The following is a 25,963-nucleotide window of genomic DNA, read 5'->3' as shown; positions in this document are numbered from 1 at the left end:
TTGCCGGGGATTACTGCTCCACCGTGACGGTGACCGCAAGCTGTTCTTCCGCCTGTCCCAGTCGAATTCCTGACACCGGCGTGGCATCGCGGTAATCGCGGCCGGTCGCCACCTTTACATAGCGTTCGTCGGGAGAAATGCCGTTGGCTGCATCGAAGGCAACCCAGCCGAGCCCGGCAACATGCGCCTCGGCCCAGGCGTGGCTCGCCGCCTGCTCGATCGCGGCATCCAGCATCAGGTAGCCGCTGACATAGCGTGCCGGGAACCCCATGGCGCGTGCCGCGGCGGCAAAAATGTGGGTGTGATCCTGGCAGACGCCGGTCTTGAGCCCAAGAGCCTCTTCGGCCGGCGTCGTTGCATTGGTCGTGCCGGGCGTATAGGCGACGCGCTCGCCGATCACGGCCATCAGCCGATGCAGTCTTTCGATATCGGTGCCCTCGCCGACCGATGCGGCGAGTTCGCGAATGCCGCTGCCGATCGTGGTCAATGGCGTTTCATGGCCATACAGCCAGAGCGGCGTGAAGCCCTGATGCGGCCCGGAGACACCAGCGGTATCGCGCGTCACCACCTCGCCTGATGCCTCGACTGTGATGAAATCGCGCTCGCCTTCGACGCTCAACAGCCGCGTGTCATTGCCAAAATGGTCGGTGAAGCGCACTTCCTCGCGCGCGCCTTCAGTCTTCAACGCCCAGGACAGCACGGTCTGCGTCGATCCGCTGACCGGAAGCAGCCGCAGCCGCTGCAGCAGATAGTGCACAGGCGCATCGTAGCGGTATTCGGTCCGATGGGTGATCTTGAGCCGCATGGGCGTCATTTTCCATTTGTAAGCATGATCTTGTCCGCAAACCGGTTTCCACTTTGCGGGATCATGCTCAGTAAAACTTGTAGTTCTGCGCGATCTCGTCGCCGAGCCTGGTGTTGTCGCGAATGAAATTGGCCAGGAATTCATGCAGGCCGGCGTCGAATATGTCCTTGATCGAGCCGGCCGTCAGCATGGCCTGAGTCTTGCCGGCCGTCGCATGACAGGCATGACGTTCGCCATAGTCGTCGCCGAGGAATTTCAGATGCTCCGTCAGGAATCGATAACAAAAGGTCAGCGAGCGCGGCATGCGGACATTGAGGATCAGATAGTCGGCGATATTGGTCGGCTTGTAGTCGGCCTCGTAGACCCAGCGATAGGAGCGGTGCGCCGAAACCGAGCGCAGGATCGATTCCCACTGGTAATTGTCGAGCGTGGAACCGACCCATGAGATCGACGGCAACAGCACATAGTATTTCACGTCGAGGATGCGCGCCGTGTTGTCGGCGCGCTCGACATAGGTGCCGAGCTGCGAGAAATCGAAGATCTCGTTGCGCAGCATGGTGCCGTAGAACGAGCCGCGGATCAGTGCCGTCTCGCGTTTGATCGCATCGAGCACGCTGGGCAAGTCGCGTTCGTCGATCGGTCTGGCCAGCATCCGCTTCAGCGCCATCCAGGCTTCGTTGATGCTTTCCCAGGTCTCGCGCGTCAATGCGGTGCGCACCATGCGGGCATTGCTGCGAGCCGTCTCGATCGACGACATCGTGCTCGATGGATTCGAGGTGTCCCTCAGCAGGAAGTCGGCGACGTTGGCCGCGGTATAGTCGGAGTATTTTTGTGTGAAGGCTGCATCCGAACCGGCGCTGAGCAACACCGAATTCCATTCCTCCGAGGCGTTCTGCGTACGGGTCAGCGCCATGCGCAGCCCGGCATCGACCAACCGCGCCATGTTTTCCGCCCGCTCGATATAGCGGTTCATCCAGTAGAGCCCGTTGGCTGTGCGGCCGAGAAGCATGTCAACTTGCCTTGATGAGCGAGTAGCGAATAGGGAGTAGCGAGTGGGGGAAAATCGACTTCATAATTTCTTTTGCAGACTCCTAATCATCGAACGCAACATTTTCCCGATCTCCTCGGTTTGGCCAAGCAAGCGACCCACCTCTTTCTCAACCATCAAGCCTACTCTTCCGGACAGGATCAGGTGCGTTTCCAATTCTTTGAGAGAGCCTTGAGCAATGCGTAGAAATTGAATGAAGGCTCCCGTATTTTCTCGTCCGTGACCCTCCGCGATGTTTGCTGCGATTGACGCGGCCGAGCGCCTTATCTGAGAGGTCATTCCGTATGCTTCTTTGCTCGGGAACGCTGTCGTCACGGAATAGCAATCTACCGCCAATTCGATGGCCGCCTTCCAAACAATCAGGTCTCTGTAAGAATTGATCGCCGTCGCACACCCCCTTATTCCTCTATTCGCTACTCACTATTCGCTATTCCCTATTCGCTATTTTAATCATCCAGCACCCACGTATCTTTCGTTCCGCCACCTTGCGAGGAATTCACGACCAGCGAGCCTTCCTTGAGTGCGACACGGGTCAAGCCGCCAGGCACGATCTGAATGCGGTCGGAAACAAGCACATAGGGTCTCAGGTCGACATGGCGTGGCGAGAGGCCTTTTTCAGTCAGGATCGGGCACGTCGACAGCGCCAGCGTCGGCTGGGCGATGTAGTTCGACGGTTTTGCCTGGAGTTTCTTGGAAAAATCCTGGCATTCCTTCTTGGTCGCCGCCGGCCCGACCAGCATGCCGTAGCCGCCGGAACCGTGCACTTCCTTGATGACAAGCTCGTCGAGGTGCTCGAGTACATATTTCAGGCTGTCCGGTTCCGAACAGCGCCAGGTCGGGATGTTGCCGAGGATCGCCTTGCGGCCGGTGTAGAATTCGACGATCTCGGGCATGTAGGAGTAGATCGCCTTGTCGTCGGCGATACCGGTCCCCGGCGCGTTGGCGATGGTGATGTTGCCGGCGCGGTAGACATCCATGATGCCGGGCACGCCAAGTGCAGAGTCCGGCCGGAAGGTCAGCGGATCGAGGAAGGAGTCATCCACCCGCCGGTAAAGCACGTCGACCTGTTTGTAGCCTTCGGTCGTGCGCATCGCGACATGGCCGTCGACGACGCGCAGATCCTGTCCTTCGACCAATTGCACACCCATCTGGTCGGCAAGAAAAGCATGCTCGAAATAGGCGGAGTTGTAGCTGCCTGGCGTCAGCACGGCGATGGTCGGCGTGCCCTTCGTGCTTTGCGGCCGCACCGCCGCCAGTGACTGGCGCAGGAGCTGAGGGTAGTTTTCGACAGGCCGCACCTTGATCTGCTGAAACAGCTCGGGAAAGAGCTGCATCATTGTCTCGCGGTTCTCCAGCATGTAGGAGACGCCGGATGGCGTGCGCGCATTGTCCTCAAGCACATAGAATTCGTTTTCGCTGATGCGCACGATATCGACGCCGATGATATGGGTGTAGACGCCGGCGGGCGGCCTCACCCCGATCATCTCGGGCAGGAACGCTTCGTTCCTGGCGATCAGTTCCTTTGGGACGCGGCCCGCGCGCAAGATCTCCTGGCGATGATAGATGTCGTCGAGGAAGGCGTTCAGCGCCTGGACGCGCTGCTCGATGCCTTGCGTCAGCCGCCGCCATTCATTGCCGGAAATGATGCGCGGAACGATATCGAAGGGGATCAGGCGTTCGGAGGCTTCCTGCTCGCCATAGACGGCGAAGGTGATGCCGGTCTTGCGAAAAACGCGTTCGGCGTCCTGCATCTTCTCGGTAAGTCTGGCCGGGTCCTGCTCCTTCAGCCAGCGATCGTAAGCCGAATACGGTTTTCTCAACCCGGAAACTTCCGGAAGCATTTCATCGAACGCTGCCAATCGCATACTCCCCTGTGAGGCCATTTCACTGGCCTCGCCGGAGAAAATCAAGCGCAATCGGCGATTTCAGGGGTGTCGGTGATCAGTATGTCACCGCTGCCTAAAATTAAGGCAGCAACAATATGGCTGTAATCAGGGTTTGCCTTGTTAGAAGGCGCGGAAGGTGACGACGGTGAACGTGTCTTTGATCCCCGGGAGAATCTGCACCTTCTCGTTGACGAAGTGGCCGATGTCCTCCTCGTCGTCGACATAAAATTTGGCGAGCAGATCGTAGTTGCCGGCGGTCGAATAGATTTCCGAGGCGATTTCGGCATCGGCCAGCGCGCTGGCGACCTCATAGGCCTTGCCCAGATCGCACTTTATCTGCACGAAAAATGCCTTCATTGCCGATCCTGCTCAAGCTTCCACGTATAAGCGGCCCTTGTGGCAGACTGCCGCCCGGCTTTCAAGCATGAGGGCGCGCCGAGGCGCCCTCGGCTGCAGCTTGCCTGAGTTCACCCCTTGGTGTGCGACGCTGAATGTTCGCCGGCGGTTGAAACCGTGAAGCGCTGCCCAGCGTATGTTATGCTGAGCGCCTCTTCGGACGGCTCTTCAGGGGATAACGGAGACAGGCCATGCGCCGCGCGGTTTTCGCATTCGCAATCGTTCAACTCATCCTGGCGTTCCCCGCATTGGCCGGCGATGCGGAAATCAAGGCAGGCCAGGCAACCATCGACGGTCAATTGAAGGCATTCATGGCCGATGATGGCGCTGCCGCCTACAGCTTCGCCGCGCCGAATGTGAAACGCATCTTTCCGACCGTCGACACCTTCATGAACATGGTGACCAATGGCTACGCGCCAGTGCGCAAGCCGCGGACCTATGCCTTCGGCAAGGTGCAGGAAATGAGCCCGACCTCGATCATCCAGCAGGTGCTGATCGTCGGACCGGACGGCAAGGATTACGAGGCGGTCTATACGCTTGAGCAGCAGCCTGACGGTAGCTACCAGATCACCGGCTGCAGCCTGCGCGCTTCCAACGCGCTGAGCACCTGAGCGCTCGGTCACATCGCCGGAATATCGCCCCTCGTCCAGCCTTCGGAAATTTCCGCGGCCCGCGTCTCGAACGCGCCAGCCTCGATCGCGGCGCGAATGTCCTGCATCAGCTTCTGATAGTAGGAAAGATTGTTCCAGGTCAGCAGCATCGCGCCCAGCGCTTCTTGCGAACGCACCAGATGGTGCAGATAGGCGCGCGAATAATCCCGCGCCGCCGGGCAGTCGCTCTCCTCGTCCAGCGGGCGTGGATCGTCAGCATGGCGGGCGTTGCGCAGATTGACCTTGCCTCGCCTTGTATAGGCAAGACCGTGGCGGCCGGCGCGCGTCGGCATCACGCAGTCGAACATGTCGATGCCGCGTGCTACCGATTTCAATATGTCGTCCGGCGTGCCGACGCCCATGAGATAGCGCGGCCTGTCCGCCGGCAGCTCCGGACAGGTGATATCCAGCATCTCGAGCATTGCCGCTTGCGGTTCGCCGACGGCCAGCCCGCCGACGGCGTAACCCTTCAGATCCATCGCCTTCAGTGCTTGCGCCGAATGCAGCCGCAAATCAGGCACATCGCCGCCTTGTACGATGCCGAACATCGCCTTGCCCGGTTGGTCGCCGAACGCCGTCTTGCAGCGCTCGGCCCAGCGCAGCGACAGTTCCATGGCGCGCTCGATTTCCTTACGCTCAGCCGGCAGCGCCGTGCATTCGTCGAGCTGCATCTGGATGTCGGAATCGAGTAGCCCCTGGATCTCGATCGAGCGTTCGGGCGACATCTCATAGGCGGCGCCATCGATATGCGAGCGGAAGGTGACACCCTTTTCCGTGAGCTTCCTCAGCTTCGACAGTGACATCACCTGAAAGCCGCCGCTGTCGGTCAGGATCGGATGCGGCCAGCGGGCGAATTCATGCAGCCCGCCGAGCCGCGCCACACGCTCGGCGCCGGGCCTCAGCATCAGATGATAGGTATTACCCAAGATGATGTCGGCGCCGAGGGCGCGCACCTGGTCCATATACATCGTCTTTACGGTGCCGCCGGTGCCGACCGGCATGAAGGCCGGCGTGCGGATTTCTCCGCGCGGCATGGCGATCGTACCGCGCCGCGCTCTACCGTCGGTCGCCGATACCTTGAAGGTGAATGCCTTACTCATTGAATTCCTTGTCGAATACCGGCGCACCCGCGGCCTGCCTGTCGAGCGACTGCCGGTAGCGGATGCAGCCGCGCATGAACTTCGGCCAGGGTGGCACGGCGATCGCCGGCTCGGTCCTTTCGGGCAACAGATCCCAGAGATCGGGATGGTGCCAGCAGAGGTCATGGCCGGTGGCATCGCGGTGGGTGCGAATGCCGGCGCGCAATTTCTTCACCTCGGCGATCAAGGCGTCGCGGTCGAAACTTTCCAGATCATCGTCCATCGTTCTCCTCCCTGAACAGAAGACTTGCGTCTCCGTAGGAATAGAACCTGTAACGGGTCTCGATGGCATGCGCATAGGCCGCGCGCATCGTTTCGAGCCCTGAGAAGGCCGAAACCAGCATGAACAGCGTCGAACGCGGCAGATGGAAATTGGTCATCAGCATATCGGCGGTCTTGAAACCGTAGCCGGGCGTGATGAAGATGTCGGTCGGACCCGACCACGCGGCGAGCCGGCCGTCGGGACTAGCCGCACTTTCCAGCAAGCGCAGCGAGGTCGTGCCGACGGCGACAATACGCCCGCCCCGCGCCTTCGCCGCGTTCAGCGCCTCGGCGGTCTCCTGGGCGACCGAACCGGTCTCGGCATGCATCTTGTGGTCGGCGGTGTCGTCGGCCTTCACCGGCAGGAAGGTGCCGGCGCCGACATGAAGGGTGACGAAGCGGCGCTCGATGCCCTTCGCGTCAAGCGCGGCGAACAGCTCCGGCGTGAAATGCAGGCCGGCTGTCGGGGCGGCCACTGCCCCCTCCTCCCTGGCATAGATGGTCTGGTAGTCGCTGCGGTCGCGCTCATCGTCATCACGCTTCGACGCAATGTAGGGCGGCAACGGAATATGGCCGACAGCGTGCAGCGCCTCATCGAGAAACGACCCGGAGAGGTCGAAGCCGAGCAGTACCTCGCCGCCTTCGCCCTTCTCGATCACCGTGGCATCGAGCTGGCCGAGAAAGCAGGAATTGCCGTCATGGCCGAAATGGATGCGGTCGCCGGCGGCAACGCGTTTGCCCGGCCGCATGAAGGCCAGCCAGCGGTCCGGCGCCACCCGCATATGCAGCGTCGCTTCGACTTGCGCCGCCGCCTCGCCGCGCCGTCTGATGCCTTTCAACTGCGCCGGAATGACCCTGGTGTCGTTGAAGACCAGCACATCGCCGGCCTCGAGCAGCAACGGCAACTCGCGCACCGTCCGGTCCTCGAGCCCCTCGCCCGGCTTGACCACCAGCATCCTGGCGCTGTCACGCGGCTCGGCCGGGCGAAGCGCGATGCGCTCCTCCGGCAATTCGAAATCGAACAGCTCGACTTTCATTCTGTTCCCGGCCGTCGCGACAAATGCTATCGAAATGCCGCGCCGAATGCATGTCGCGCAAAAGTGCGCAGCGGTTTTGCGGTAACGACATGCATCAAACAAGACCTAAAGCGCGTCGCATGAATCCGTTCAAACGCGACGCGCTTTAGGCGGTTCACTTTACGTCGGCCGCTACCTTCAGTGACACGATCTTGTCGGGATCCTGCACGGGCTCGCCGCGCTTGATCTTGTCGACGTTGTCCATGCCTTCGATGACCTGGCCCCAGACCGTGTACTGGCGGTTGAGGAAGGCGGCATCGTCGAAGCAGATGAAGAACTGCGAGTTGGCCGAGTTCGGGTTCTGCGAACGCGCCATCGAGCAGGTGCCGCGGCCATGGTTGGCGTTGGAGAATTCGGCCTTCAGGTCAGGCTTGTCCGAGCCACCCATACCGGCGCGGGAAGGCGCGAAGGAAGGCTTCGAGGAATTGCCGAACTTCACGTCGCCGGTCTGCGCCATGAAACCGTCGATGACGCGGTGGAACACCACGCCGTCATAGGCGCCTTCGCGCGCCAGTTCCTTGATGCGGCCGACATGGCCGGGCGCCAAATCGGGCAACAGTTCGATGACGACCTTGCCCTTGGTCGTTTCCATGATGAGCGCGTTCTCGCGGTCCTTGATCTCGGCCATGTCAGATATCCTTTTGAGAAAACATATTTATTTGTCGGCAGCGATGCGCACCTTGATCATGCGGTCGGGATCGCTGACCGTGCCATTGTTCGCCTCGTCGCCCTTCTTGATGTGATCCACCAGTTCCATGCCGCTGACGACATTGCCGACGATGGTGTACTGGCCATCGAGCGGCGGCGCCGGCGCGAACATGATGAAGAACTGCGAGTTGGCGGAATTCGGGTCCTGCGAGCGGGCCATGCCGACCACGCCGCGCCGATAGTGCTCGGTCTTGGAGAATTCGGCCGGCAGGTCGGGAAGATCGGAACCGCCGGTGCCGACGGCGTCGGCGTTGAAGCCATTCTTCATGTTGCCGAACTTGACGTCGCCGGTCTGCGCCATGAAGCCGCCGATGACGCGGTGGAAAGCGACATTGTCGTAGGCGCCCTGGCGCACCAGCTTCTTGATCTGCGCGACATGCGTGGGCGCGAGATCGGGCCTGAGTGCAATGGTCACATCGCCGTCCTTCAGCGTGATGATCATGGTGTTTTCCGGATCGGCGGCGAAGGCCGAAACGGACGCGGTCACAAGACCGGCAAGCACGACGAGGAAGGAAGCGAGCTTCTTCAGCTGCATAGGGATCTCCGAAAGTCTTTGTTTGGGTGCATGTCGTTACCCCAAAACCGGCATCCACTTTTGCGCGACATGCACTATTTCGCGAATTTGGCGGTGAGCGCGCCGGCCACGGCTGCCGGCACGAAGGGGCGGATGTCGCCTCCCATCGAGGCTATCTGGCGGACAAGTGTGGCGGTAATGGTTCGCACGGAAGGACTGGCGGGCAGAAAAACCGTCTGCAGTTCCGGCGCCATGGTCTCGTTCATGCCGGCCATCTGCATCTCATAGTCGAGATCGGTGCCGTCGCGCAGGCCACGTATCATGATCGAGGCGCCCTGCTTCCTGGCAGCATCGATGACCAGCCCGTCAAAGGCAACGACCTTGATGCGGGCGCCGTCGCGACCGAATTCCGCCTTTGTCGCACTCTCTATCAGCGTCACCCGTTCCTCGAAGGAAAACAGCGGCTTCTTGCCCGGGTGGATGCCGATCGCGGCGTAGACAGTGTCAGCCACGGCCAGCGACGCTTTCAGCACGTCGAGATGGCCATTGGTGAGCGGATCGAAAGAACCGGCATAGAGGGCGATGCGTTCAGTCATGGCAGGCTTCTAGCGGGCACACGGGCGGAAGGCAAATCCGATTGATGCAACGTACGTGAACCTTTTCGCGGACATGAACGACAGATGAATGCGTTGATCACGAACGCTTCACGCAGCGTTCACTAGGTTACCGCTTCAGAAGATGAAACCAAATTCCTATTTAATCGTTGTTAGGCGCAGGAGAACACGCACATGCTGATCTACATGCTAGCCACCGCAATGACCGTCGCCATGCTGATCGCCACCGTATTCGGGCTGCATCAGGAAGCGGATCGCGTTCGCGCCAAGGCCAACACCAAGCGTTTCGAAGGCTTTGGTGTGCGAAAGCCCTACCGACACTTCTAAGTCACAAACCTTTGGATTGCATTCGCGCCGGCCGGTGGGCCGGCGTTGTCGTTTCAAAGCCTATTCGGCGGTGTCCGTGTCTTCAACACCGGTATCCGACCCGGCCTCGACGTTCTCTTCGGCTTCCTCGTCCGACTGCGGTTCCGAAATCCGCTCGACCGAAACGACTTTCTCGCCTTCGGCGGTGTTGAAGATGGTCACGCCCTTGGTGGCGCGGCTGGCGAAACGGATATCGTGGACCGGCACGCGGATCACGGTGCCGCCATCCGACACCAGCATGATCTGGTCGTCATTTCCGACCGGGAAAGTCGCCACCAGGCGGCCGATCTCCGCCGTCTTCGACACATCGGTGGCGCGGATGCCTTTGCCGCCGCGTCCCGTCAGGCGGAAATCATAGGACGAAGAGCGCTTGCCATAGCCATATTCCGTCACCGTCAGCACGAACTGCTCGTGCGCCTTGAGGAACTCGTAGCGTTCGTCGGACAGCTCCGTCTCCTCGCCGACCTCCTCATTGGTCAGCGCGATTTCCTCTTCATCGCCGGCAGCGATGCCGGCGGCGAGCCGCCGTTCGGCCACCACCCGCTTGAGATAGGCGGCACGCTCAGCCGGCGGCGCATCGACATGTTCGATCACCGCCATCGAGATCACCCTATCGGTGTCGGCCATAGCGATGCCGCGCACGCCGACCGAATTGCGGCTCTGGAAGACGCGCACGTCGCTGACCGAGAAGCGAATGCACTGGCCGGAACTTGCGGTCAAAAGCACGTCGTCATTGTCAGTACAGGTTTCGACGCCGAGGATCTCGTCGCCTTCCTCCTCCAGCTTCATGGCGATCTTGCCGTTGCGATTGACCTGGACGAAGTCGGAAAGCTTGTTGCGGCGCACAGTGCCGCGCGTGGTGGCAAACATCACATCGAGCTCGCCCCAGCTCGTTTCGTCCTCGGGCAGCGGCATGATGGTGGTGATGCGCTCGCCCTGTTCCAGCGGCAGCATGTTGATCAGCGCCTTGCCGCGCGACTGCGGGTTGCCGATCGGCAGGCGCCACACCTTTTCCTTGTAGACGATGCCGCGCGAGGAGAAGAACAGCACCGGCGTGTGCGTGTTGGCGACGAACAGCCGGGTGACGAAATCCTCTTCCTTGGTCGACATGCCGGAGCGGCCCTTGCCGCCACGGCGCTGCGCCCGGTAGAGCGACAGCGGCACGCGCTTGATGTAGCCGGAATGGCTGACCGTCACGACCATGTCTTCGCGCTGGATCAGGTCCTCGTCTTCCATATCCGCCCCACCGTCGGTGAGTTCGGTGCGGCGCGGCGTGCCGAACTCGTCGCGCACGGCGGCAAGCTCGTCCTTGACGATCTGCTGGATGCGGGCACGGGACGACAAAATGTCAAGATAATCAACAATTTCGGCGCCGATCGTGTTCAACTCGTCGGCGATCTCGTCGCGGCCGAGCGCGGTCAGGCGCTGCAGGCGCAGTTCGAGGATGGCGCGGGCCTGTTCCTCCGACAGATTGTAGGTGCCGTCCTCGTTGATGCGGTGGCGCGGGTCGTCAATCAAAAGGATCAGCGCTTCGACGTCGCCCGAGGGCCAGCGCCGTTCCATCAACTGCTCGCGCGCCGTCTGCGGGTCCGGCGCGGTGCGGATGAGCTTTATCACCTCGTCGATATTCGCGACGGCGATAGCAAGACCGACCAGCACATGGGCGCGGTCGCGCGCCTTGCGCAGCAGGAATTTCGTGCGCCGGCTGATCACTTCCTCGCGGAAGGAGACAAACGCCTTCAGCATGTCGGTCAGCGTCAGCACTTCCGGCTTGCCGCCGTTGAGCGCCACCATATTGGCGCCGAAGGATGTCTGCAGCGGCGTGAAGCGATAGAGCTGGTTGAGGATGACGTCGGCGACCGCGTCGCGCTTCAGTTCGATGACGACGCGATAACCCTGGCGGTCGCTCTCGTCGCGAATGTCGGAAATGCCCTCGATGCGCTTGTCGCGCACCAGTTCGGCCATTTTCTCGATCATCGACGACTTGTTCACCTGGTAGGGAACTTCGGTGATGATAATCGATTCACGGTCGTTGCCACGTTGCTCGATATTGACGCGGCCGCGCATGACGATGGAGCCGCGGCCGGTCGAATAGGCGCTATAGATACCGGAACGGCCGAGCACGATGCCGCCGGTCGGAAAATCCGGCCCCGGGATGATCTCCATCAGCGCCGGCAGGTCGATCGCCGGATTGTCGATGATGGCGATGGCGCCGTTGCAGACTTCGCCGAGGTTATGCGGCGGGATATTGGTGGCCATGCCGACGGCGATACCGCCGGAACCGTTGACCAGAAGGTTGGGGAAGCGCGCTGGCAACACTTTCGGCTCGCTGCCCGACGCATCGTAAGTATCCTGGAAATCGACGGTTTCCTTGTCGATATCCTCCAGCAATTCATGCGCGACCTTGGTCAGCCGCGACTCGGTGTAACGCATCGCCGCCGGCGGATCGCCGTCGATCGAGCCGAAATTGCCCTGCCCGTCGATCAGCGGCACGCGCAGCGACCAGTCCTGCGCCATGCGCACCAGGGCGTCGTAGATGGAGGCATCGCCATGCGGATGGTATTTACCCATCACGTCGGCGACCGGGCGGGCCGACTTCACATATTTGCGGTTCCAGTGGTAGCCGCTCTCATGGGCAGCGTAGAGAATGCGGCGATGCACCGGCTTCAGGCCGTCGCGCACGTCCGGCAGCGCACGGCTAACGATCACGCTCATGGCGTAATCGAGATAGGAGCGCTGCATCTCCTCAATGATGGATATCGGCTCGATGCCGGTCGGGCCGCCATCGGCGCCGCGCGGTGTCTTCTGGTCGGTCAAATCAGGTCACAATCCAGTCAGGAATCACTGGCTGCTTATATAGGAAGCGCAGCCGAAACTCCAATGTCGGCGGCGGCTTTTCCAGAGACAATTTCGTTGGTAATTTCAAAAGGATACCGGCGATTGCGACGATATGGCCAAGGCGCTTTTCGCCATAACCGAAGCAAAGCCTGCCATGGGTCGCAGTCCTTGGCCAACAGCCTCGACCGCGACAACCCGGCCGTCATATCGTCTTACAGGCACGGAACGGGTCGACGCTAAGAGATGCGCCGGCGGGCGCGATAGGCACCCGGCGCTTCGCCCATGACCCGACGGAAACGGCGGTTGAAGGTCGACAGATCGTCGAACCCTGCCTCGAAGGCGATCGCCGAGATCGCCTCGCCAGAGGTGCGCAGCCGCACCGCGGCCCGGTGCAGCCTGGTTTTCAGCAGGAACTGGTAAGGCGTGGTCCCCGCCACCTGCCGGAATGTGCGCAGGAAATGATAGGGACTGGTCGCGGTGCCGTCGGCGAGCTCGGTTAGCGAAAGTGGGCGATCGGCCTCCAGCTCGATCAGCCTCACCGCTTCGGCGACCCGTTTCTGGTCGCGGTGGCTTGGCGGCTTGCAGGTCCGCGTGGAACCGGAGGCAGCGGCGACCACCGCGCCGGCGATGCGCAGGCCGAGTTCCTCGAACGCATCGCTGTCAGCTGTTTCGCGCGCGGCCTCCGCTTCCGCCAGCAGCGGCGCCAGCGCCGGCAAGGGCGGCAGGCGAGGCGCCGCAAAGCCCAGCCGCCTCGTGCCAGGCACGTCGGCGACGATGCCTTCCATATAGGCGGGGGCAAAATGGAAGGAGAGGCAGCGGTCGCCGGCTCCATGCTCGTGGCCGCATTCATAGCAGGCGCCGGGATTGCCGAGCAGGATGGCGCCCGGCGCCAGCATCGCCATGCCCTGCCGCGTACGGTAGCGGAAGGTGCCGCTGGTCACCGCGGCAATGCAAAAGGTCCGGTGCTCTTCCTCGAACGGCCTGTCACCGGCGCCGGCGGTGCACACCACGTCTGACACCTGCCAGCCCTGCCCCGATGCAAGATCGCCCATCGTCATGGTGTTTGTCGTCATGGTTCGAAAGATAGCAATTTTTCCCAAGCGCAGAACCCTGTCCGGGGACTATCGCTTGCAATCTCCTGACAGCACGAAGGCAGCAATCATGACAGATCCATCTACCTTTACCGGAGCCTTGCATAGTGACGGGCCCAACCCCGGCTTGGCAGAAAAGCTGGACCTTTACGGCCGCTTCGTCGGCGCCTGGACATTCGATGCCACACGCCATCTCGAAGATGGCACGGTTCTGACGGGGCGCGGCGAGGTCCATTTCGGCTGGGTTCTGGAAGGCAAAGCGATCCAGGATGTATGGATCCTGCCCGCGCGCGATGCTGGCCCTTCGCCCTCCCTCGGCACATGGACGTTCTATGGCACGACATTGCGCGTCTATGACCCCAGCGTTAATGCCTGGCACATCTTCTGGAGCGATCCGCGCAACCAATATTACAGCCGCCAGCTCGGCCGCGCCGAGGGTGACACCATCGTTCAGCAAGGCGCCGACGGCACCGGCGCTTCGGTACGCTGGAGCTTTCTGGGCATTACCGAAAATACCTTCCGCTGGCTGGGTGAACGCTCGCAGGACGACGGCGTAACCTGGCGGCTAGAAGTTGAGTTTCGGGCGCGCCGTGTGACTCCAGCCTGATCAACCAACACATTGCAAACACGGAGAAAAATATGCTCGACCATGTCTCGATTGGCGTCCGCGACGCCGACGCCGCGAAACGCTTCTACGATGCCGCGTTGAAACCGCTCGGCTACACATGCCTCAGCCAGTCGCCCGGCTCGCTCGGCTATGGCGGGGAAGTGGTGGCGCTATGGGTGAACGAGGCTCCACGGCCGGTGAAGGCGGATGTAGAGTCCGGCCTGCACTTCTGCTTCGCCGCCCCGACGCGCGCCAGTGTCGATGCATTCTACGCGGCAGCACTTCGCGAAGGCGGTCGCGACAATGGCCCGCCCGGCCTGCGAGCGTCTTATGGCGACAACTACTACGCCGCCTTCGTCATCGACCCGGATGGATACCGCATCGAAGCCTATTGCAGCGCCGCCAGCTAGCCGGCTGAATTCGCCCAGCTCACCCGTTTCCACCGCTCCCGCTTTGCTCTACCAATTGGAGGCTTGGGCTTGGCCCGGCGGGAGGGGTGAAAGATGCCGAGCTTCGACAACCTGTTCAACGCCTTCGTCACCATCCTGGTGACCATCGACCCACCCGGGCTGGCGCCACTCTTCCTTGCCGTGACGCGCGGCATGAACCGCGAGGAGCGTCAGCAGGTCTCCGTACGCGCCTCGGTCATCGCCTTCCTGGTGATGGCGGTGTTTGCGGTCGCTGGCGCGGCGATCCTGTCGGTGTTCGGCATTACGCTGCCGGCCTTTCGCGTCGCCGGCGGCTTCCTGTTGTTCTTCATCGCTTTCGAAATGGTGTTCGAACGCCGGCAGGACCGCAAGGAGAAGATCGGCGACGTCGCCATCACCAAGGACATGATCCACAACATCGCCGCCTTTCCGCTGGCGATCCCGCTGATTGCCGGTCCGGGCGCCATTTCCGCGACCGTCCTGCTGTCGGGACACTTCGACGGTTTCGCGGCGCAGGTGGCACTGGTCGGCATCATCTTCGTGTGCCTGGCCATCACCTATCTGGTGTTCGTGCTGGCCGAGCGCATTGACCGCATCCTCGGCCAGACCGGCCGCTCGATTCTGACCCGGCTGCTCGGCGTCATCCTGGCGGCACTTGCCGTACAGTTCGTCGCTGACGGCATCAAGGCGCTGATGGCGGGCTGATGTCAGACGCGGTAACCGATCCCAAGATCGTCGAACTGGAACTCGCATTGTTACGAGCGCCGACCCGCAATGATCGGGATTTTCTTGAAGCCGTGCTCGACGACAGCATGATCGAATTCGGGAAATCCGGCATCGAATACAACAAGCGGTCGATCCTAGAGGCGCTTGTCGCATCGAAGGAGGAACCGGCCCCAGACGATCGGTTGGAAATGGCCGATATCAGAACGGTCGAATTGGCACCCGAAGTGGTGCTTCTGACTTATCGGCTAAAACCAAGGAAAGAAACCGCTATTGCATCGCTGCGCAGCTCCGTATGGAAGCGCATCGACGGGCATTGGCGACTGGTGTTCCATCAGGGGACTCAGGCCGCCCTCGAAGAGGCTTCTGAAGGCCTCCGCTAACGCGCGACGACCGGTGCCCGGTTCTACTTCGCCGTGTCGATGACTTCAAAATCATGAGTGATGGTCGCCGTCTTGGCCAGCATCGCGGTCGCCGAGCAGTATTTTTCGATCGACAAGTTGATCGCCCGGTTCACCTTGTCGCGCGAAAGCGCGCGGCCCTTGACGATGAAATGCATGTGGATGCGGGTGAAGACCCTGGGTTCGGTTTCCGCCCGGTCGGCATCGAGTTCGACGACACAATCCTCGACCGCCTCGCGCCCTTTTTCGAGAATATGGACCACGTCATAGGTCGAGCAGCCGCCGGTGCCGATCAGCATGAGTTCCATCGGGCTTGGTCCTGGCGTCCTGCCTTCCGGGCCGAAAGCGGTGCCCAAAACCACCTTGTGACCGCTCCCGGACTCGCCGACAAAGGTGCGTTCCTCGACCCATTTGACGCGTGCTTTCACTGCATTCTTCCTTGCGAGGCCACCTATTGGCCGAACACGACCGTGTGCATGATCCGGCCGGGCAGCAGCGTGAAGATGCCGGCGCCGATCAGCGCGAAAACATAGAGTTTGATCATGGCGCCGCGATGCGCGGTGACTTTATGGCTGTGCGCATGCCAGACCGCCAGCGGCACGGTGACCAGCACCAGGATCGACAGGAGATGGATCGGGCTGAACGGACCGATCAGGCGCATCTCCTGGATCCAGAAACTCGAAATGGCAACGAGCAGCATCAGCGCCGCCCAGACATAGCCGAGCACGCGGTGGCGCGGCGTGCCTTTTGGCAATGCCAGCTGCGCCCCGCCTATCGCCAGCGCGGCAAAGGCCGCATATGCATGCCAAGGGATGGGAGGGGGCGCGGATAGCAGCGGTTCGAGAGACATCTCGCCCTCTCCTCAAATGCCCCTGGCATTCACTCAGAACGGGATTTCGTCGTCCAACTCGCGTGACGAACCACCGCCGCCGCCCTTCGATCCACCGCCGCCGCGGTTGAAGCTCTCGCCCGGGCTCGACTGGCCAAAATCGGAACCGCGGCTGTTACCGCCACCGGCGTAGCTGCCAACCTGGCCGCCGCCTTCGCCGCGCGCGTCAAGCATCTGCAGCTCGCCACGGAATTTCTGCAGCACGACCTCGGTCGTATAGCGGTCATTGCCGGTCTGGTCCTGCCATTTGCGCGTCTGCAACTGGCCCTCGACATAAACCTTCATACCCTTCTTCAAATACTGCTCGGCCACCTTGGCGATCTGGTCATTGAAGATCACGACATTGTGCCACTCGGTCTTTTCCTTGCGCTCGCCGGAATTCTTGTCGCGCCAGCTTTCCGACGTGGCGATGCGGATGTTGACGACCGGATCACCGGAATTCAGGCGGCGGATTTCAGGGTCCGCCCCGAGATTGCCGACCAGAATGACCTTGTTGACGCTACCCGCCATCACACTTCTCCGCGCTCATCCGAAACCAAAATTTCTGTCGCACGCACCTTACAGGCTGCGGACAATCCCCGCCTGCCGTGGCTGCCTTTTCCCACAAGGTTTTTGTTCTCTTTTCGTTCTATATAACAAAGCAATGTCATGTCAATGCTTGTCAGCAGCATGTAGTATTTCAAACCGGAATTTCCACGATATGGGGGAGTCCAAATGAGGCCAGTCATTCACCAGGACCAGCAGCGCGAACAATGGCGAGCGGGAGTGGAAACCCGGATGCAGGTCTCGGCTCGCAATGGCGCAGCTTATCTTTGCCTGTTCGAGCAATGGGTGGCACCTGCGGCAGGTGCCCCAACGCATTGGCACCCGGTCGAGGAAGTGCTTACCGTCATCACCGGCAATGCCGAGATGTGGATCGACGAAGAGCACACCGTCCTGACCACCGGACAGTCACTCATTGTTCCCGCCTTCAGGAAGCACGGTTTCCGAAATGTCGGCTCCGATACGCTTCACGTCCATGCCGTGCTCGCTTCCTCGATCTTCGAGGCGACGTTTGACGGATCTGCTGAGCCGGTGAAGCGCTGGCTTCCGCGGGTTGTGTAAAACGGCGCTTGCCAAACCAATAAGTATCGACTTATGCTTTGGCATGATCGAAGCAGAGATTTTCCGCGCCCTTGCCGACCCGACGCGCCGTGCCGTCTATGAACGGCTCGCCGCCAGCGAGATGACGGTGTCGGAACTGCGCAACGGTATGACGGTGTCGCAGCCGGCGGTCTCCCAGCATCTCGCGGTGCTGCGCGGCGCCGGCCTGGTCACCGAGCGGCGGACCGGCCGCAACGCCTATTATCGCGCCGATCCGCGGGGGCTTGAGCCACTGCTCGGCTGGATCGAGCGCTACCGCGCGTTCTGGCCGGAGCGCATCGAGAGGCTGAAAACGGTTTTGAAGGACATGGATCAATGACACGGGAAGAACATGCCAACAGTGCTGCGGATTCACTCGAATTCCAATGCGAGCTTCCGGACCCCCCGGAGAAAGTTTGGCGAGCGCTGACCGAGCCGAAGCTGCTCGCCGCCTGGCTGATGCCCAACGACATCGAGCCGGAAATCGGCAGCCGCTTTGCCTTTGCCGGGCCTGACGCACGCATCGACTGCAAAATCCTCGATGCCGAACCTGGACGGCTGCTGCGCTATTCCTGGCGCGAGCTGCCAACGACCCGGGGTGCAGCCCGGCCGGAGCCGCTTGGTAGCCCAATGGACAGCATCGTCACGTTCACACTCGACCGCACGGTTTCCGGCGGCACGCATCTGCGTATCGTCCATGACGGGTTCGCGCGTGCTGCAACACCCGCTATTGCCCTCCCCTCGGTCACAATGGCGAGCAGCGGCTGCCGCCTTTCGCTGGGCGCGCACAACCCTAATCTGCCTGTCGCCGCCAACACGCCTCGCTTTTTGCTGCGCGCGGCCTGAACATAACCAACGGAGAGAAGAAATGAGCGGGCTTGCCAATCTGGTGCCGATGGTGATCGAGCAATCGAGCCGTGGCGAACGCGCCTTCGACATTTTTTCGCGGCTGCTGCGCGAGCGCATCGTCTTCATCAACGGCCAGATCGACGACGGCATGTCGGCGCTGGTCTGCGCCCAGCTTCTGTCGCTGGAATCGGACAATCCCGACAAGGAGATCTCGCTCTATATCAACTCGCCGGGCGGCGTGGTGACCAGCGGCTTCGCCATCTACGACACGATGCAATATATCAGTTGCCCGGTGTCGACCGTCTGCATGGGCTTTGCCGCCTCGATGGCCTCTTTCCTTTTGATGGCGGGCGCGCCGGGCCGGCGCATCGCGCTGCCCAACACCAGCATCCTGCTGCATCAGCCGCTCGGCGGCTTCCAGGGCCAGGCCTCGGACATCCAGCGCCACGCCGAAGGCATTCTGCGCACCAAGCGGCGCATGGCCGACCTCTACGCGCAGCATTGCGGCCGCAGCCTGGAGGAGGTCGAGCGCACGCTCGACCGCGATTTCTTCATGACCGCCGAGGAAGCCAAGGCATGGGGCCTCGTCGACCATGTTTTCGATACACGCAAGAAGGCGGCGGCATGAAGCGCCCCGACCCGGCGACTTCGAGCCAAGTCCGCTGACACGCGGCAATTTGATTGCGGCCGGTCTGGCCTCGCGCGCGGCGTGACCCTATAGTCCGCGAAATGACCGACAGCCGTTCATCCAGACCGTTGCGCCGTGCTGCCGCCCTTGCCGGTGCCTGCTTGCTGGCCGGCAACGCCTTTGCCGACGACAGTTCGCCGCAAAAGGGCGCCCTGCCCGGCGTGACCAGCGACTATCGCATCGCCAGGCCGGCCCCGCAGCCCGAACCCGACGACGCGTTGCCGGCCGGTGGCAACGGCCAGTTCAAGATCGGCAATACCGATGTCAGGATTTCCGGCAGCATCACCATCGATGTCGGTGCCGGCGCGATCAAGCCGTCCAACCGTTAGGCAGGCGGCACGCCCCGGGAGCGCTGACGGTTAGGCAGCACCCGCCTGAAACGAACAGCCCCGCCGCTGCTTCCGCAGACGGTCGGGGCCTTGTCATGGATCTTAAATCCAAATTCGCCGGGAATGTTTTACCGGCTTTTGATTTCGGATGCTTCGCGGCGTTCAGCCGACGATCCGACTAGTAGTCTCTGATTTTGGGGGATCGGCAGATCACGGTTTGTCGGGCGGCGCATACGCCAACCCTGGCACTTATGCCTGCCGTGGCTCCAGCGAAATGTGGAGCCTCAAGGGACTGTCCGGTGGCGTCATGCTCCGCTCCTGTGTCCGTTGCGACGTGTCGTCCGAAGCGCAAATCGCAAAGCCTGCGGCGTCTCGCAGGCCGCCTGTAGGCAGCGAGGCCATCGAAAGACAGCCGGCTTCGTTGACCATTGGAGACTGCGCCCCTGAGTCGGCGGCGTCAACCTTTGAGTAGCCGGTTACGAAAAATGTGATCGAGGTTACGTTCAGGTCAGACCGGCGTGCCAGGGCAACCAGATTCGAGGTGCTTGGCTATTCGGTCTTTTACACAGCTTTGTCAGGAGCGTGTTCGGCCTTTGTTCTTTCCGCTTGCCCGTTCGCGCGAAAGACGGTTAAACGCTTTTGTCGAGATTTGTGGCGTCTCTCGACGTGGCGGCGAAAATACTTACATAGGGGGATGGCCGGGAAGACCCGCCACTCCAGCAGATTCCAGACCTGAGGCGGCGACCGGCAATGGCCGACCATAAATATCTTTCCATTCGCGGGGCGCGCGAACACAATCTGAAGAATGTCGATCTCGACCTGCCGCGTGACAGCCTGATCGTCATGACCGGCCTGTCCGGCTCCGGCAAGTCGTCGCTCGCCTTCGACACCATCTATGCCGAGGGCCAGCGTCGTTATGTCGAGAGCCTGTCGGCCTATGCCAGGCAATTCCTCGAAATGATGCAGAAGCCTGACGTCGACCAGATCGACGGCCTGTCGCCTGCCATTTCGATCGAACAGAAAACGACATCGAAGAACCCGCGCTCGACGGTCGGCACCGTCACCGAGATCTACGACTACATGCGGCTTCTGTTCGCGCGCGTCGGCATTCCCTATTCGCCGGCCACCGGCCTGCCGATCGAGAGCCAGACGGTTTCGCAGATGGTCGACCGCGTGCTGGCGGTCGAGGAAGGCACTCGCCTGTTCATCCTGGCGCCCATCGTGCGCGGCCGCAAGGGCGAGTACCGCAAGGAATTGCTGGAGCTGCAGAAGAAGGGCTTTCAGCGCGTCAAGGTCGACGGCATCTTCTACGAGATCGCTGATGTGCCGGCGCTGGACAAGAAGTACAAGCATGACATCGACGTCGTCGTCGACCGCATCGTCGTGCGCGGCGACCTCGCCACACGGCTTGCCGATTCCATCGAAACGGCGCTGAAGCTCGCCGAAGGGCTGGCGGTCGCTGAATTCGCCGACCGGCCGCTCGATGCCAGCCAGACCGGCGAGGATTCAGTCAACAAGTCGAAGAACGAGACGCATGAGCGCATCCTGTTCTCGGAGAAATTCGCCTGCCCGGTCTCCGGCTTCACCATTCCCGAGATCGAGCCGAGGCTGTTTTCGTTCAACAACCCGTTCGGCGCCTGCCCGACCTGCGACGGCCTCGGCAGCCAGCGTGCCATCGACGCCAGCCTGATCGTGCCCGACGAAAACGTCTCGCTACGCGCCGGCGCCGTCAGCCCATGGGCGAAGTCGACCTCGCCTTACTACGCACAAACGCTGGAAGCCTTGGGCAAGGCCTATGACTTCAAGCTTGGCGACAAGTTCAGGGATCTCACCGAAGAGGCAAAGCAGGCCATCCTGCACGGCACCGGCGAGCGCGAGATCACCTTCCAGTATGATGACGGCCTGCGCTCCTACAAGACGACGAAAACCTTCGAGGGCGTCATTCCCAATCTCGAGCGGCGCTGGAAGGAGACCGAATCCGCCTGGATGCGCGAGGAGATCGAGCGCTTCATGTCGGCCACGCCCTGCCCTGCCTGCAATGGCTACCGGCTGAAGCCGGAGGCGCTGGCAGTCAAGATCGCGGGCAAGCATATCGGCGAGGTCACCGAACAGTCGATCCGCAAGGCCGACCAGTGGTTCACCGAATTGCCCGCCCAGCTCAACGACAAGCAGAACGAAATCGCGGTACGCGTCTTGAAGGAGATCCGCGAGCGGCTGCGCTTCCTCAACGATGTCGGGCTCGACTATCTGACGCTGTCGCGCAATTCCGGCACGCTGTCGGGCGGCGAAAGCCAGCGCATCCGGCTGGCCTCGCAGATCGGCTCGGGCCTCACCGGCGTGCTCTATGTGCTGGACGAGCCGTCTATCGGCCTGCATCAGCGCGACAATGCCCGCCTGCTCGACACGCTGAAGCATCTACGCGACATCGGCAACACGGTGATCGTCGTCGAGCATGACGAGGACGCCATCCTGCATGCCGACTATGTCGTCGACATCGGTCCGGCCGCCGGCATCCATGGCGGCGAGATCATCGCCCAGGGAACGCCGCAGCAAGTGATGGCCAATCCCAATTCGATCACCGGCAAATACCTGTCGGGCGCGCTCGAAGTGGCGACGCCCGCCGTGCGGCGCGAAGCCAAGAAGAGCCGGCGGCTGAAGATCGTCGGGGCACGCGGCAACAATCTGAAGAATGTGACGGCCGAAATCCCGCTTGGCACGTTCACCGCCGTCACTGGCGTGTCGGGCGGCGGCAAATCGACCTTCCTGATCGAGACGCTGTTCAAGGCGGCGTCGCGCCGCATTATGGGCTCGCGCGAGCACCCGGCCGACCACGACCGTATCGAAGGCCTCGAATTCCTCGACAAGGTCATCGACATCGATCAGTCGCCGATCGGACGGACCCCGCGCTCCAACCCCGCCACCTATACCGGCGCCTTCACGCCGATCCGCGACTGGTTCGCTGGTCTTCCCGAGGCCAAGGCGCGAGGCTATCAGCCGGGCCGCTTCTCCTTCAACGTCAAGGGCGGCCGCTGCGAGGCCTGCCAGGGCGACGGCGTCATCAAGATCGAGATGCACTTTTTGCCCGACGTCTATGTCACCTGCGACGTCTGCCACGGCAAGCGCTATAACCGCGAGACGCTCGACGTCCTGTTCAAGGGCAAGTCGATCGCCGATGTGCTCGACATGACGGTCGAGGAAGGCGTCGACTTCTTCGCCGCCGTGCCCGGCGTGCGCGACAAGCTGGAGACGCTGAAGCAGGTTGGGCTGGGCTACATCCATATCGGCCAGCAGGCGACGACGCTGTCCGGCGGCGAGGCGCAGCGGATAAAACTCGCCAAGGAACTGTCGCGCAAGGCGACCGGCAAGACGCTGTACATTCTCGACGAGCCGACCACCGGCCTGCATTTCCACGACGTCGCCAAGCTCTTGGAAGTGCTGCACGAACTGGTCGACCAGGGCAACACGGTGGTCGTCATCGAGCATAATCTCGAAGTGATAAAAACCGCCGACTGGGTGCTCGACCTCGGCCCCGAAGGCGGCGATGGCGGCGGCGAGCTGGTCGCCTCCGGCACGCCGGAAGACATCGTGCGCGAGAAGCGCAGCTACACCGGCCAGTTCCTCAAGGAGCTTTTGGAGCGACGCCCCGGAGGCAAACGCGAAGCGGCGGAGTGAGAGGGCAGACCAGTTGGGAGCGTTTGAATGACGACCAGAAGAGCGCTTACCGGTGATCTCCAAACTGTCGTCACGCTGACCGAAGCCGCTTACGCGCCTTACACCGCCCTGCTCGGCGCACCGCCGATCCCGGTCACCGAAGACTACGCGCCGCGCATCGAACGCGGCGAAGTCTGGCTGCTGGAAAGCGGCAATGAGGTGGCCGGACTTCTGGTTCTCGAACGGCACCCGGATCACGCTATGATCTTCAGCGTCGCGGTCGCGCCGGGTTTTAAAGGCAAGGGCTTCGGCATCAAGCTCCTCAACTTCGCCGACGAGCAGGCGCGACAATGGCGCCTGCCGGAGGTGCGGCTCTACACGAATGCGAGGATGGAGCGGAATATCGCGCTCTACACGGCCTACGGCTTTCATGAAACAGGCCGCCGGCCCAACCCCTATCGGCCGGGATGGATGGTCGTCGACATGGCAAAGCCGGTCGAAACCGTTACGCCGGCCTGAATATTTTTCTCGGGGAGGACGACAATGAGCAGCCATGGAAAAATCCGCGCCGGCATGGGCGGCTGGACCTTCGAGCCCTGGGACACGTCCTTCTATCCAGACAAGCTCTCAAAGGCCAAGCAGTTGCACTACGCCAGCCGGCAGGTGCCGAGCATCGAGGTCAACGGCACCTATTATTCCAGTTTCAAGGAGCCGACCTTCGTCAAATGGGCTGGTGAGGCGCCAGACGGTTTCGTCTATTCGCTGAAGGGCAATCGCTTCGTCACCAACCGCCGCGTGCTTGGAGAGGCCGGCGAGTCCATGATGCGTTTCCTGGGCTCGGGCGTCGCCGCGCTTGGCGACAAGCTCGGGCCGATCCTGTGGCAGTTCGCGCCGACGAAAAAGTTCGATCCGGACGATTTCGAAGCCTTTCTAAAATTGTTGCCTGAAAAGCAGGACAGCGTTGCGCTGCGCCATGCGGTCGAGGTGCGCAACGACAGTTTTGTCGTACCGGAATTCGCTGCGCTCGCGCGCAAGTACAAGGTCGCGATCGTCTATGCCGACCACGCCAAATATCCTGCGATTGCCGATGTCACCGGCGATTTCATCTATGCGCGGCTGCAGACCGGCAGCGACGACAATCCCGACTGCTACACGCCGAAAGGGCTCGGCGAGTGGGCGACGCGAGCCAAGACCTGGGCGGAAGGCAAGGTTCCCGCCGACCTGCCGCGCGCCGATCCCGCGACCGAGGCTCCAGTCAAGCCGCGTGACGTGTTCGTCTACTTCATCACCGAAGGCAAGGTTCGCGCCCCATTCGGCGCCATGGCCTTGATGAAACGGGTGACAGGCTGAGAGACCGTTTCGAATTTCGCTCTGGCGAGTCATATGGTGGTGGTTTCGAGAACCGGAGCGCAGCGGACATTTGGTCCGTGAGCAGCGCATGACCCCGAAAATCGCCCCCGATTTTCGGAAAGGATCATGCGCAGATTCAAAAGTGCTGCAGCGTCCTTTGCGCGTCCACAGGACGCGCGGCGCTGCAGTAAGCGCAGAAAACGCCATCAGATGACCGCCAGAGTAGAATTTCCAAACGGTCTCTGACACGCCGAAGCATTTGGAATCGTGGCATCTTCGCGCCATCGTAACCTTATCGATACCTCCTTGCTGCATGACTCCGGTCAGGCCAGGTCGCAGGATTGGACCGCGGCGGGCAAGGAACGAGGGGCATGTCGCTCGACTACAACTCACTTCTGCTGGCAATCGGTTTCTCCGCCGCCTGCCTCAGTTTGACGTTGTTCGGCATCTGGCTGACAGCCCGTACTGAAAAATTTCTGCTGACCTGGGCGATCAGCGCGTTGCTGATCGTCGGCGACGTTTTCGTCTACAGGGACTATATCGACGCGCCAGGACGCCTGCTCGGCATGGCAAGTTTCGCCGTGCTCCTCGTCGGTTTCTCGACGATGCTGGGCGCCGCTTACCAGTTCAGGTCAGGCCGATCGCCGATCCCGCTCACGGTCCTTGGCAGCGGCATTTCGCTTGTCGTGGCGTTGCCGCCCATGGCGCTTGGATATGACGGGCTCGGCTTCATGCTCGAGAATTCCTGTGCCGCCCTGCTTTTGTTTGCGACGGCGCATGAATACTGGAAAGGACGCGCCGAGGCGCCCGTCCCGATCATCAGCCTCACGGTGCTCTACTGCGCCACCGCCATATCCTTCGTGCTGTGCGCCATGGTTCTCGCATGGGATGGCAGACTGGTCCTCGGACATGCGCCAAGCAACTGGGCCGAGGATCTCAGCCTCGTCATCGTCATCGCCTCGATGACTGGCATCGGCGCCCTTTCGCTGGCGCTCAACCAGGGGCGTCTGGCCCGGTATCATCGCCTGGATGCACTGACCGATCCGCTGACCGGCCTGCTCAACCGGCGCGCTCTGTTCGATCTCAACAACAGTGCCCCGATCGGGGCCTTCACGGCAGTGGTCGTGTTCGACCTCGACGGCTTCAAGGCCATCAACGACGAATTCGGCCATGCCACGGGCGATCACGTGCTGAAAGTGTTCGCCGAGGAACTGACGAGCAATCTTCGCCCGACCGATGTCGCCGCACGCATGGGTGGAGAGGAATTCGCTCTGGTTCTGAAACGGACCCTGCCCGAAACGGTGGAGCTTGCCGCCGAACGCATACGCGCCGCCTTCGCCGCGCGCGTCATCGAGACCGAGACGCGTCCCCTGACATGCACGGTCAGCGCCGGGTTCGCTTTCGGCAGCAAGGAAGGAATGAGCTTCGACAAGGTGCTCAGCGGCGCCGACAAGGCGCTCTACGCCGCCAAACGCGGCGGCCGTAACCGTGTCACGACACTGCGACGCGCGAGCTAGCACCCAAGCGGTTTTCG

Annotated in this window: 31 protein-coding genes; 15 read left to right on the top strand and 16 right to left on the bottom strand. The window is 61.7% G+C overall.

The features are described 5' to 3' along the window. Positions 1 to 10 precede the first annotated feature (10 nt). From OHD62_RS27890 to OHD62_RS27870, 5 genes are all read right to left on the bottom strand, one after another. A complete protein-coding gene (locus OHD62_RS27890; RefSeq protein WP_263789757.1) occupies positions 11 to 805 on the bottom strand; it encodes a transglutaminase family protein in 795 nt (264 codons plus the stop codon). Between the two features lie 67 nt (positions 806 to 872). Then, complete coding sequence (locus OHD62_RS27885) at positions 873 to 1,814, bottom strand: alpha-E domain-containing protein (RefSeq protein WP_263789755.1); 942 nt, start codon at positions 1,812 to 1,814, stop codon at positions 873 to 875. Positions 1,815 to 1,874: 60 nt separating this feature from the next. Next, positions 1,875 to 2,234: a four helix bundle protein gene (locus OHD62_RS27880; protein ID WP_263790184.1), complete on the bottom strand. Its 360-nt coding sequence runs from the start codon at positions 2,232 to 2,234 to the stop codon at positions 1,875 to 1,877. A 65-nt stretch (positions 2,235 to 2,299) separates the two neighbouring features. Beyond that, positions 2,300 to 3,712 carry a circularly permuted type 2 ATP-grasp protein gene (locus OHD62_RS27875; protein WP_263789753.1) on the bottom strand — a complete coding sequence of 471 codons (1,413 nt, stop codon included), beginning with the start codon at positions 3,710 to 3,712 and terminating at the stop codon, positions 2,300 to 2,302. A gap of 147 nt (positions 3,713 to 3,859) precedes the next feature. Next, positions 3,860 to 4,096, bottom strand: coding sequence for an Lrp/AsnC family transcriptional regulator (locus OHD62_RS27870; protein ID WP_006334738.1), 237 nt, complete (start codon positions 4,094 to 4,096; stop codon positions 3,860 to 3,862). 230 nt (positions 4,097 to 4,326) lie between these two features. Between OHD62_RS27870 and OHD62_RS27865 the strand changes: the two genes are divergently transcribed. Next, entirely contained in the window at positions 4,327 to 4,746 is a 420-nt protein-coding gene (locus OHD62_RS27865; RefSeq protein ID WP_263789749.1) for a DUF4864 domain-containing protein, read from the top strand. 8 nt (positions 4,747 to 4,754) lie between these two features. Here OHD62_RS27865 and tgt read toward each other — a convergent pair whose 3' ends face one another. The 6 genes from tgt to coaD all read right to left on the bottom strand — a co-directional run bounded on the left by tgt (position 4,755) and on the right by coaD (position 9,079). Continuing rightward, the gene (gene tgt, locus OHD62_RS27860; protein WP_263789747.1) at positions 4,755 to 5,885 is read right to left on the bottom strand and encodes a tRNA guanosine(34) transglycosylase Tgt; all 1,131 of its coding nucleotides are present in this window, start codon (positions 5,883 to 5,885) and stop codon (positions 4,755 to 4,757) included. Further along, entirely contained in the window at positions 5,878 to 6,147 is a 270-nt protein-coding gene (locus tag OHD62_RS27855) for a hypothetical protein (RefSeq protein WP_263789745.1), read from the bottom strand. The genes tgt and OHD62_RS27855 overlap by 8 nt, the downstream gene beginning before the upstream one ends. Then, complete coding sequence (queA, locus tag OHD62_RS27850) at positions 6,137 to 7,222, bottom strand: tRNA preQ1(34) S-adenosylmethionine ribosyltransferase-isomerase QueA (RefSeq protein ID WP_263789743.1); 1,086 nt, start codon at positions 7,220 to 7,222, stop codon at positions 6,137 to 6,139. Before queA ends, OHD62_RS27855 begins: the two co-directional genes overlap by 11 nt. A 154-nt stretch (positions 7,223 to 7,376) precedes the next feature. Next, complete coding sequence (locus OHD62_RS27845; RefSeq protein ID WP_263789742.1) at positions 7,377 to 7,889, bottom strand: peptidylprolyl isomerase; 513 nt, start codon at positions 7,887 to 7,889, stop codon at positions 7,377 to 7,379. 27 nt (positions 7,890 to 7,916) lie between these two features. Further along, the gene (locus tag OHD62_RS27840; protein ID WP_263790182.1) at positions 7,917 to 8,411 is read right to left on the bottom strand and encodes a peptidylprolyl isomerase; all 495 of its coding nucleotides are present in this window, start codon (positions 8,409 to 8,411) and stop codon (positions 7,917 to 7,919) included. Between the two features lie 167 nt (positions 8,412 to 8,578). Then, the gene (gene coaD, locus OHD62_RS27835) at positions 8,579 to 9,079 is read right to left on the bottom strand and encodes a pantetheine-phosphate adenylyltransferase (protein WP_263789741.1); all 501 of its coding nucleotides are present in this window, start codon (positions 9,077 to 9,079) and stop codon (positions 8,579 to 8,581) included. Between the two features lie 192 nt (positions 9,080 to 9,271). Here coaD and OHD62_RS27830 point away from each other — a divergent pair, with 192 nt between their 5' ends. Next, entirely contained in the window at positions 9,272 to 9,424 is a 153-nt protein-coding gene (locus tag OHD62_RS27830) for a hypothetical protein (RefSeq protein ID WP_107647628.1), read from the top strand. A 60-nt stretch (positions 9,425 to 9,484) separates the two neighbouring features. On the opposite strand, the gene gyrA is transcribed toward OHD62_RS27830, so the two are convergent. Both gyrA and OHD62_RS27820 read right to left on the bottom strand, forming a co-directional pair. Next, positions 9,485 to 12,280, bottom strand: coding sequence for a DNA gyrase subunit A (gene gyrA / locus OHD62_RS27825; protein WP_263789737.1), 2,796 nt, complete (start codon positions 12,278 to 12,280; stop codon positions 9,485 to 9,487). 257 nt (positions 12,281 to 12,537) lie between these two features. Beyond that, positions 12,538 to 13,359, bottom strand: coding sequence for a helix-turn-helix transcriptional regulator (locus OHD62_RS27820; protein WP_412177425.1), 822 nt, complete (start codon positions 13,357 to 13,359; stop codon positions 12,538 to 12,540). A 103-nt stretch (positions 13,360 to 13,462) separates the two neighbouring features. On the opposite strand from OHD62_RS27820, the gene OHD62_RS27815 reads away from it, so the two are divergent. From OHD62_RS27815 to OHD62_RS27800, 4 genes are all read left to right on the top strand, one after another. Further along, positions 13,463 to 13,999: a hypothetical protein gene (locus OHD62_RS27815; protein ID WP_263790181.1), complete on the top strand. Its 537-nt coding sequence runs from the start codon at positions 13,463 to 13,465 to the stop codon at positions 13,997 to 13,999. 32 nt (positions 14,000 to 14,031) lie between these two features. Further along, positions 14,032 to 14,409: a VOC family protein gene (locus OHD62_RS27810; RefSeq protein ID WP_263789733.1), complete on the top strand. Its 378-nt coding sequence runs from the start codon at positions 14,032 to 14,034 to the stop codon at positions 14,407 to 14,409. A gap of 93 nt (positions 14,410 to 14,502) precedes the next feature. Then, positions 14,503 to 15,132 carry a MarC family protein gene (locus OHD62_RS27805; RefSeq protein WP_263789732.1) on the top strand — a complete coding sequence of 210 codons (630 nt, stop codon included), beginning with the start codon at positions 14,503 to 14,505 and terminating at the stop codon, positions 15,130 to 15,132. Next, positions 15,132 to 15,533, top strand: coding sequence for a DUF4440 domain-containing protein (locus OHD62_RS27800; protein ID WP_263789729.1), 402 nt, complete (start codon positions 15,132 to 15,134; stop codon positions 15,531 to 15,533). Before OHD62_RS27805 ends, OHD62_RS27800 begins: the two co-directional genes overlap by 1 nt. Positions 15,534 to 15,556: 23 nt before the next feature. Here OHD62_RS27800 and OHD62_RS27795 read toward each other — a convergent pair whose 3' ends face one another. From OHD62_RS27795 to OHD62_RS27785, 3 genes are read right to left on the bottom strand one after another with little or no spacing between them, the layout of a single operon-like run. Next, positions 15,557 to 15,979 carry an OsmC family protein gene (locus OHD62_RS27795; protein ID WP_263789727.1) on the bottom strand — a complete coding sequence of 141 codons (423 nt, stop codon included), beginning with the start codon at positions 15,977 to 15,979 and terminating at the stop codon, positions 15,557 to 15,559. A gap of 23 nt (positions 15,980 to 16,002) precedes the next feature. Beyond that, entirely contained in the window at positions 16,003 to 16,401 is a 399-nt protein-coding gene (locus OHD62_RS27790) for a DUF2306 domain-containing protein (protein WP_263789725.1), read from the bottom strand. 33 nt (positions 16,402 to 16,434) lie between these two features. After that, complete coding sequence (locus tag OHD62_RS27785; RefSeq protein WP_318528614.1) at positions 16,435 to 16,950, bottom strand: single-stranded DNA-binding protein; 516 nt, start codon at positions 16,948 to 16,950, stop codon at positions 16,435 to 16,437. Between the two features lie 204 nt (positions 16,951 to 17,154). Here OHD62_RS27785 and OHD62_RS27780 point away from each other — a divergent pair, with 204 nt between their 5' ends. From OHD62_RS27780 to OHD62_RS27740, 9 genes are all read left to right on the top strand, one after another. Then, positions 17,155 to 17,544 carry a cupin domain-containing protein gene (locus OHD62_RS27780; RefSeq protein WP_263789721.1) on the top strand — a complete coding sequence of 130 codons (390 nt, stop codon included), beginning with the start codon at positions 17,155 to 17,157 and terminating at the stop codon, positions 17,542 to 17,544. A 43-nt stretch (positions 17,545 to 17,587) separates the two neighbouring features. After that, positions 17,588 to 17,902: an ArsR/SmtB family transcription factor gene (locus OHD62_RS27775; RefSeq protein ID WP_263789719.1), complete on the top strand. Its 315-nt coding sequence runs from the start codon at positions 17,588 to 17,590 to the stop codon at positions 17,900 to 17,902. Next, the gene (locus OHD62_RS27770; RefSeq protein WP_263789718.1) at positions 17,899 to 18,408 is read left to right on the top strand and encodes an SRPBCC family protein; all 510 of its coding nucleotides are present in this window, start codon (positions 17,899 to 17,901) and stop codon (positions 18,406 to 18,408) included. The genes OHD62_RS27775 and OHD62_RS27770 overlap by 4 nt, the downstream gene beginning before the upstream one ends. Before the next feature lie 22 nt (positions 18,409 to 18,430). After that, positions 18,431 to 19,039, top strand: a complete 609-nt coding sequence (locus tag OHD62_RS27765; protein ID WP_263789716.1) for an ATP-dependent Clp protease proteolytic subunit — start codon at positions 18,431 to 18,433, stop codon at positions 19,037 to 19,039. Positions 19,040 to 19,140: 101 nt separating this feature from the next. Beyond that, positions 19,141 to 19,428 (top strand): hypothetical protein, encoded by a 288-nt coding sequence (locus OHD62_RS27760; protein WP_263789714.1) that lies wholly within the window; start codon positions 19,141 to 19,143, stop codon positions 19,426 to 19,428. A 750-nt stretch (positions 19,429 to 20,178) separates the two neighbouring features. Further along, positions 20,179 to 23,100 (top strand): excinuclease ABC subunit UvrA, encoded by a 2,922-nt coding sequence (uvrA, locus tag OHD62_RS27755; RefSeq protein ID WP_263789712.1) that lies wholly within the window; start codon positions 20,179 to 20,181, stop codon positions 23,098 to 23,100. A 27-nt stretch (positions 23,101 to 23,127) separates the two neighbouring features. Then, positions 23,128 to 23,598 carry a GNAT family N-acetyltransferase gene (locus tag OHD62_RS27750; RefSeq protein WP_263789709.1) on the top strand — a complete coding sequence of 157 codons (471 nt, stop codon included), beginning with the start codon at positions 23,128 to 23,130 and terminating at the stop codon, positions 23,596 to 23,598. A 24-nt stretch (positions 23,599 to 23,622) separates the two neighbouring features. Continuing rightward, complete coding sequence (locus OHD62_RS27745) at positions 23,623 to 24,429, top strand: DUF72 domain-containing protein (protein WP_263789707.1); 807 nt, start codon at positions 23,623 to 23,625, stop codon at positions 24,427 to 24,429. Between the two features lie 371 nt (positions 24,430 to 24,800). Then, positions 24,801 to 25,946 carry a sensor domain-containing diguanylate cyclase gene (locus tag OHD62_RS27740; protein ID WP_263789705.1) on the top strand — a complete coding sequence of 382 codons (1,146 nt, stop codon included), beginning with the start codon at positions 24,801 to 24,803 and terminating at the stop codon, positions 25,944 to 25,946. Positions 25,947 to 25,963: the final 17 nt, after the last annotated feature.

The sequence above is a fragment of the Mesorhizobium sp. YC-39 genome, from assembly GCF_025753795.1.
Taxonomy (GTDB): domain Bacteria; phylum Pseudomonadota; class Alphaproteobacteria; order Rhizobiales; family Rhizobiaceae; genus Mesorhizobium.
The sequence above is the reverse complement of the archived record's forward strand: the minus strand, read 5'-3'. Positions and strand labels throughout refer to the sequence as shown.

Bases quoted from the DNA above. Each gene is read 5' to 3' on its own strand.
- OHD62_RS27890 (WP_263789757.1), bottom strand. From the start codon at position 805: ATGCGGCTCAAGATCACCCATCGGACCGAATACCGCTACGATGCGCCT.
- OHD62_RS27885 (WP_263789755.1), bottom strand. From the start codon at position 1,814: ATGCTTCTCGGCCGCACAGCCAACGGGCTCTACTGGATGAACCGCTAT.
- OHD62_RS27870 (WP_006334738.1), bottom strand. From the start codon at position 4,096: ATGAAGGCATTTTTCGTGCAGATAAAGTGCGATCTGGGCAAGGCCTAT.
- OHD62_RS27865 (WP_263789749.1), top strand. From the start codon at position 4,327: ATGCGCCGCGCGGTTTTCGCATTCGCAATCGTTCAACTCATCCTGGCG.
- tgt (WP_263789747.1), bottom strand. From the start codon at position 5,885: ATGAGTAAGGCATTCACCTTCAAGGTATCGGCGACCGACGGTAGAGCG.
- OHD62_RS27855 (WP_263789745.1), bottom strand. From the start codon at position 6,147: ATGGACGATGATCTGGAAAGTTTCGACCGCGACGCCTTGATCGCCGAG.
- queA (WP_263789743.1), bottom strand. From the start codon at position 7,222: ATGAAAGTCGAGCTGTTCGATTTCGAATTGCCGGAGGAGCGCATCGCG.
- OHD62_RS27845 (WP_263789742.1), bottom strand. From the start codon at position 7,889: ATGGCCGAGATCAAGGACCGCGAGAACGCGCTCATCATGGAAACGACC.
- OHD62_RS27840 (WP_263790182.1), bottom strand. From the start codon at position 8,411: ATGATCATCACGCTGAAGGACGGCGATGTGACCATTGCACTCAGGCCC.
- coaD (WP_263789741.1), bottom strand. From the start codon at position 9,079: ATGACTGAACGCATCGCCCTCTATGCCGGTTCTTTCGATCCGCTCACC.
- OHD62_RS27830 (WP_107647628.1), top strand. From the start codon at position 9,272: ATGCTGATCTACATGCTAGCCACCGCAATGACCGTCGCCATGCTGATC.
- OHD62_RS27820 (WP_412177425.1), bottom strand. From the start codon at position 13,359: ATGACGATGGGCGATCTTGCATCGGGGCAGGGCTGGCAGGTGTCAGAC.
- OHD62_RS27815 (WP_263790181.1), top strand. From the start codon at position 13,463: ATGACAGATCCATCTACCTTTACCGGAGCCTTGCATAGTGACGGGCCC.
- OHD62_RS27810 (WP_263789733.1), top strand. From the start codon at position 14,032: ATGCTCGACCATGTCTCGATTGGCGTCCGCGACGCCGACGCCGCGAAA.
- OHD62_RS27805 (WP_263789732.1), top strand. From the start codon at position 14,503: ATGCCGAGCTTCGACAACCTGTTCAACGCCTTCGTCACCATCCTGGTG.
- OHD62_RS27800 (WP_263789729.1), top strand. From the start codon at position 15,132: ATGTCAGACGCGGTAACCGATCCCAAGATCGTCGAACTGGAACTCGCA.
- OHD62_RS27790 (WP_263789725.1), bottom strand. From the start codon at position 16,401: ATGTCTCTCGAACCGCTGCTATCCGCGCCCCCTCCCATCCCTTGGCAT.
- OHD62_RS27785 (WP_318528614.1), bottom strand. From the start codon at position 16,950: ATGGCGGGTAGCGTCAACAAGGTCATTCTGGTCGGCAATCTCGGGGCG.
- OHD62_RS27780 (WP_263789721.1), top strand. From the start codon at position 17,155: ATGAGGCCAGTCATTCACCAGGACCAGCAGCGCGAACAATGGCGAGCG.
- OHD62_RS27775 (WP_263789719.1), top strand. From the start codon at position 17,588: ATGATCGAAGCAGAGATTTTCCGCGCCCTTGCCGACCCGACGCGCCGT.
- OHD62_RS27770 (WP_263789718.1), top strand. From the start codon at position 17,899: ATGACACGGGAAGAACATGCCAACAGTGCTGCGGATTCACTCGAATTC.
- OHD62_RS27765 (WP_263789716.1), top strand. From the start codon at position 18,431: ATGAGCGGGCTTGCCAATCTGGTGCCGATGGTGATCGAGCAATCGAGC.
- OHD62_RS27760 (WP_263789714.1), top strand. From the start codon at position 19,141: ATGACCGACAGCCGTTCATCCAGACCGTTGCGCCGTGCTGCCGCCCTT.
- uvrA (WP_263789712.1), top strand. From the start codon at position 20,179: ATGGCCGACCATAAATATCTTTCCATTCGCGGGGCGCGCGAACACAAT.
- OHD62_RS27750 (WP_263789709.1), top strand. From the start codon at position 23,128: ATGACGACCAGAAGAGCGCTTACCGGTGATCTCCAAACTGTCGTCACG.
- OHD62_RS27745 (WP_263789707.1), top strand. From the start codon at position 23,623: ATGAGCAGCCATGGAAAAATCCGCGCCGGCATGGGCGGCTGGACCTTC.
- OHD62_RS27740 (WP_263789705.1), top strand. From the start codon at position 24,801: ATGTCGCTCGACTACAACTCACTTCTGCTGGCAATCGGTTTCTCCGCC.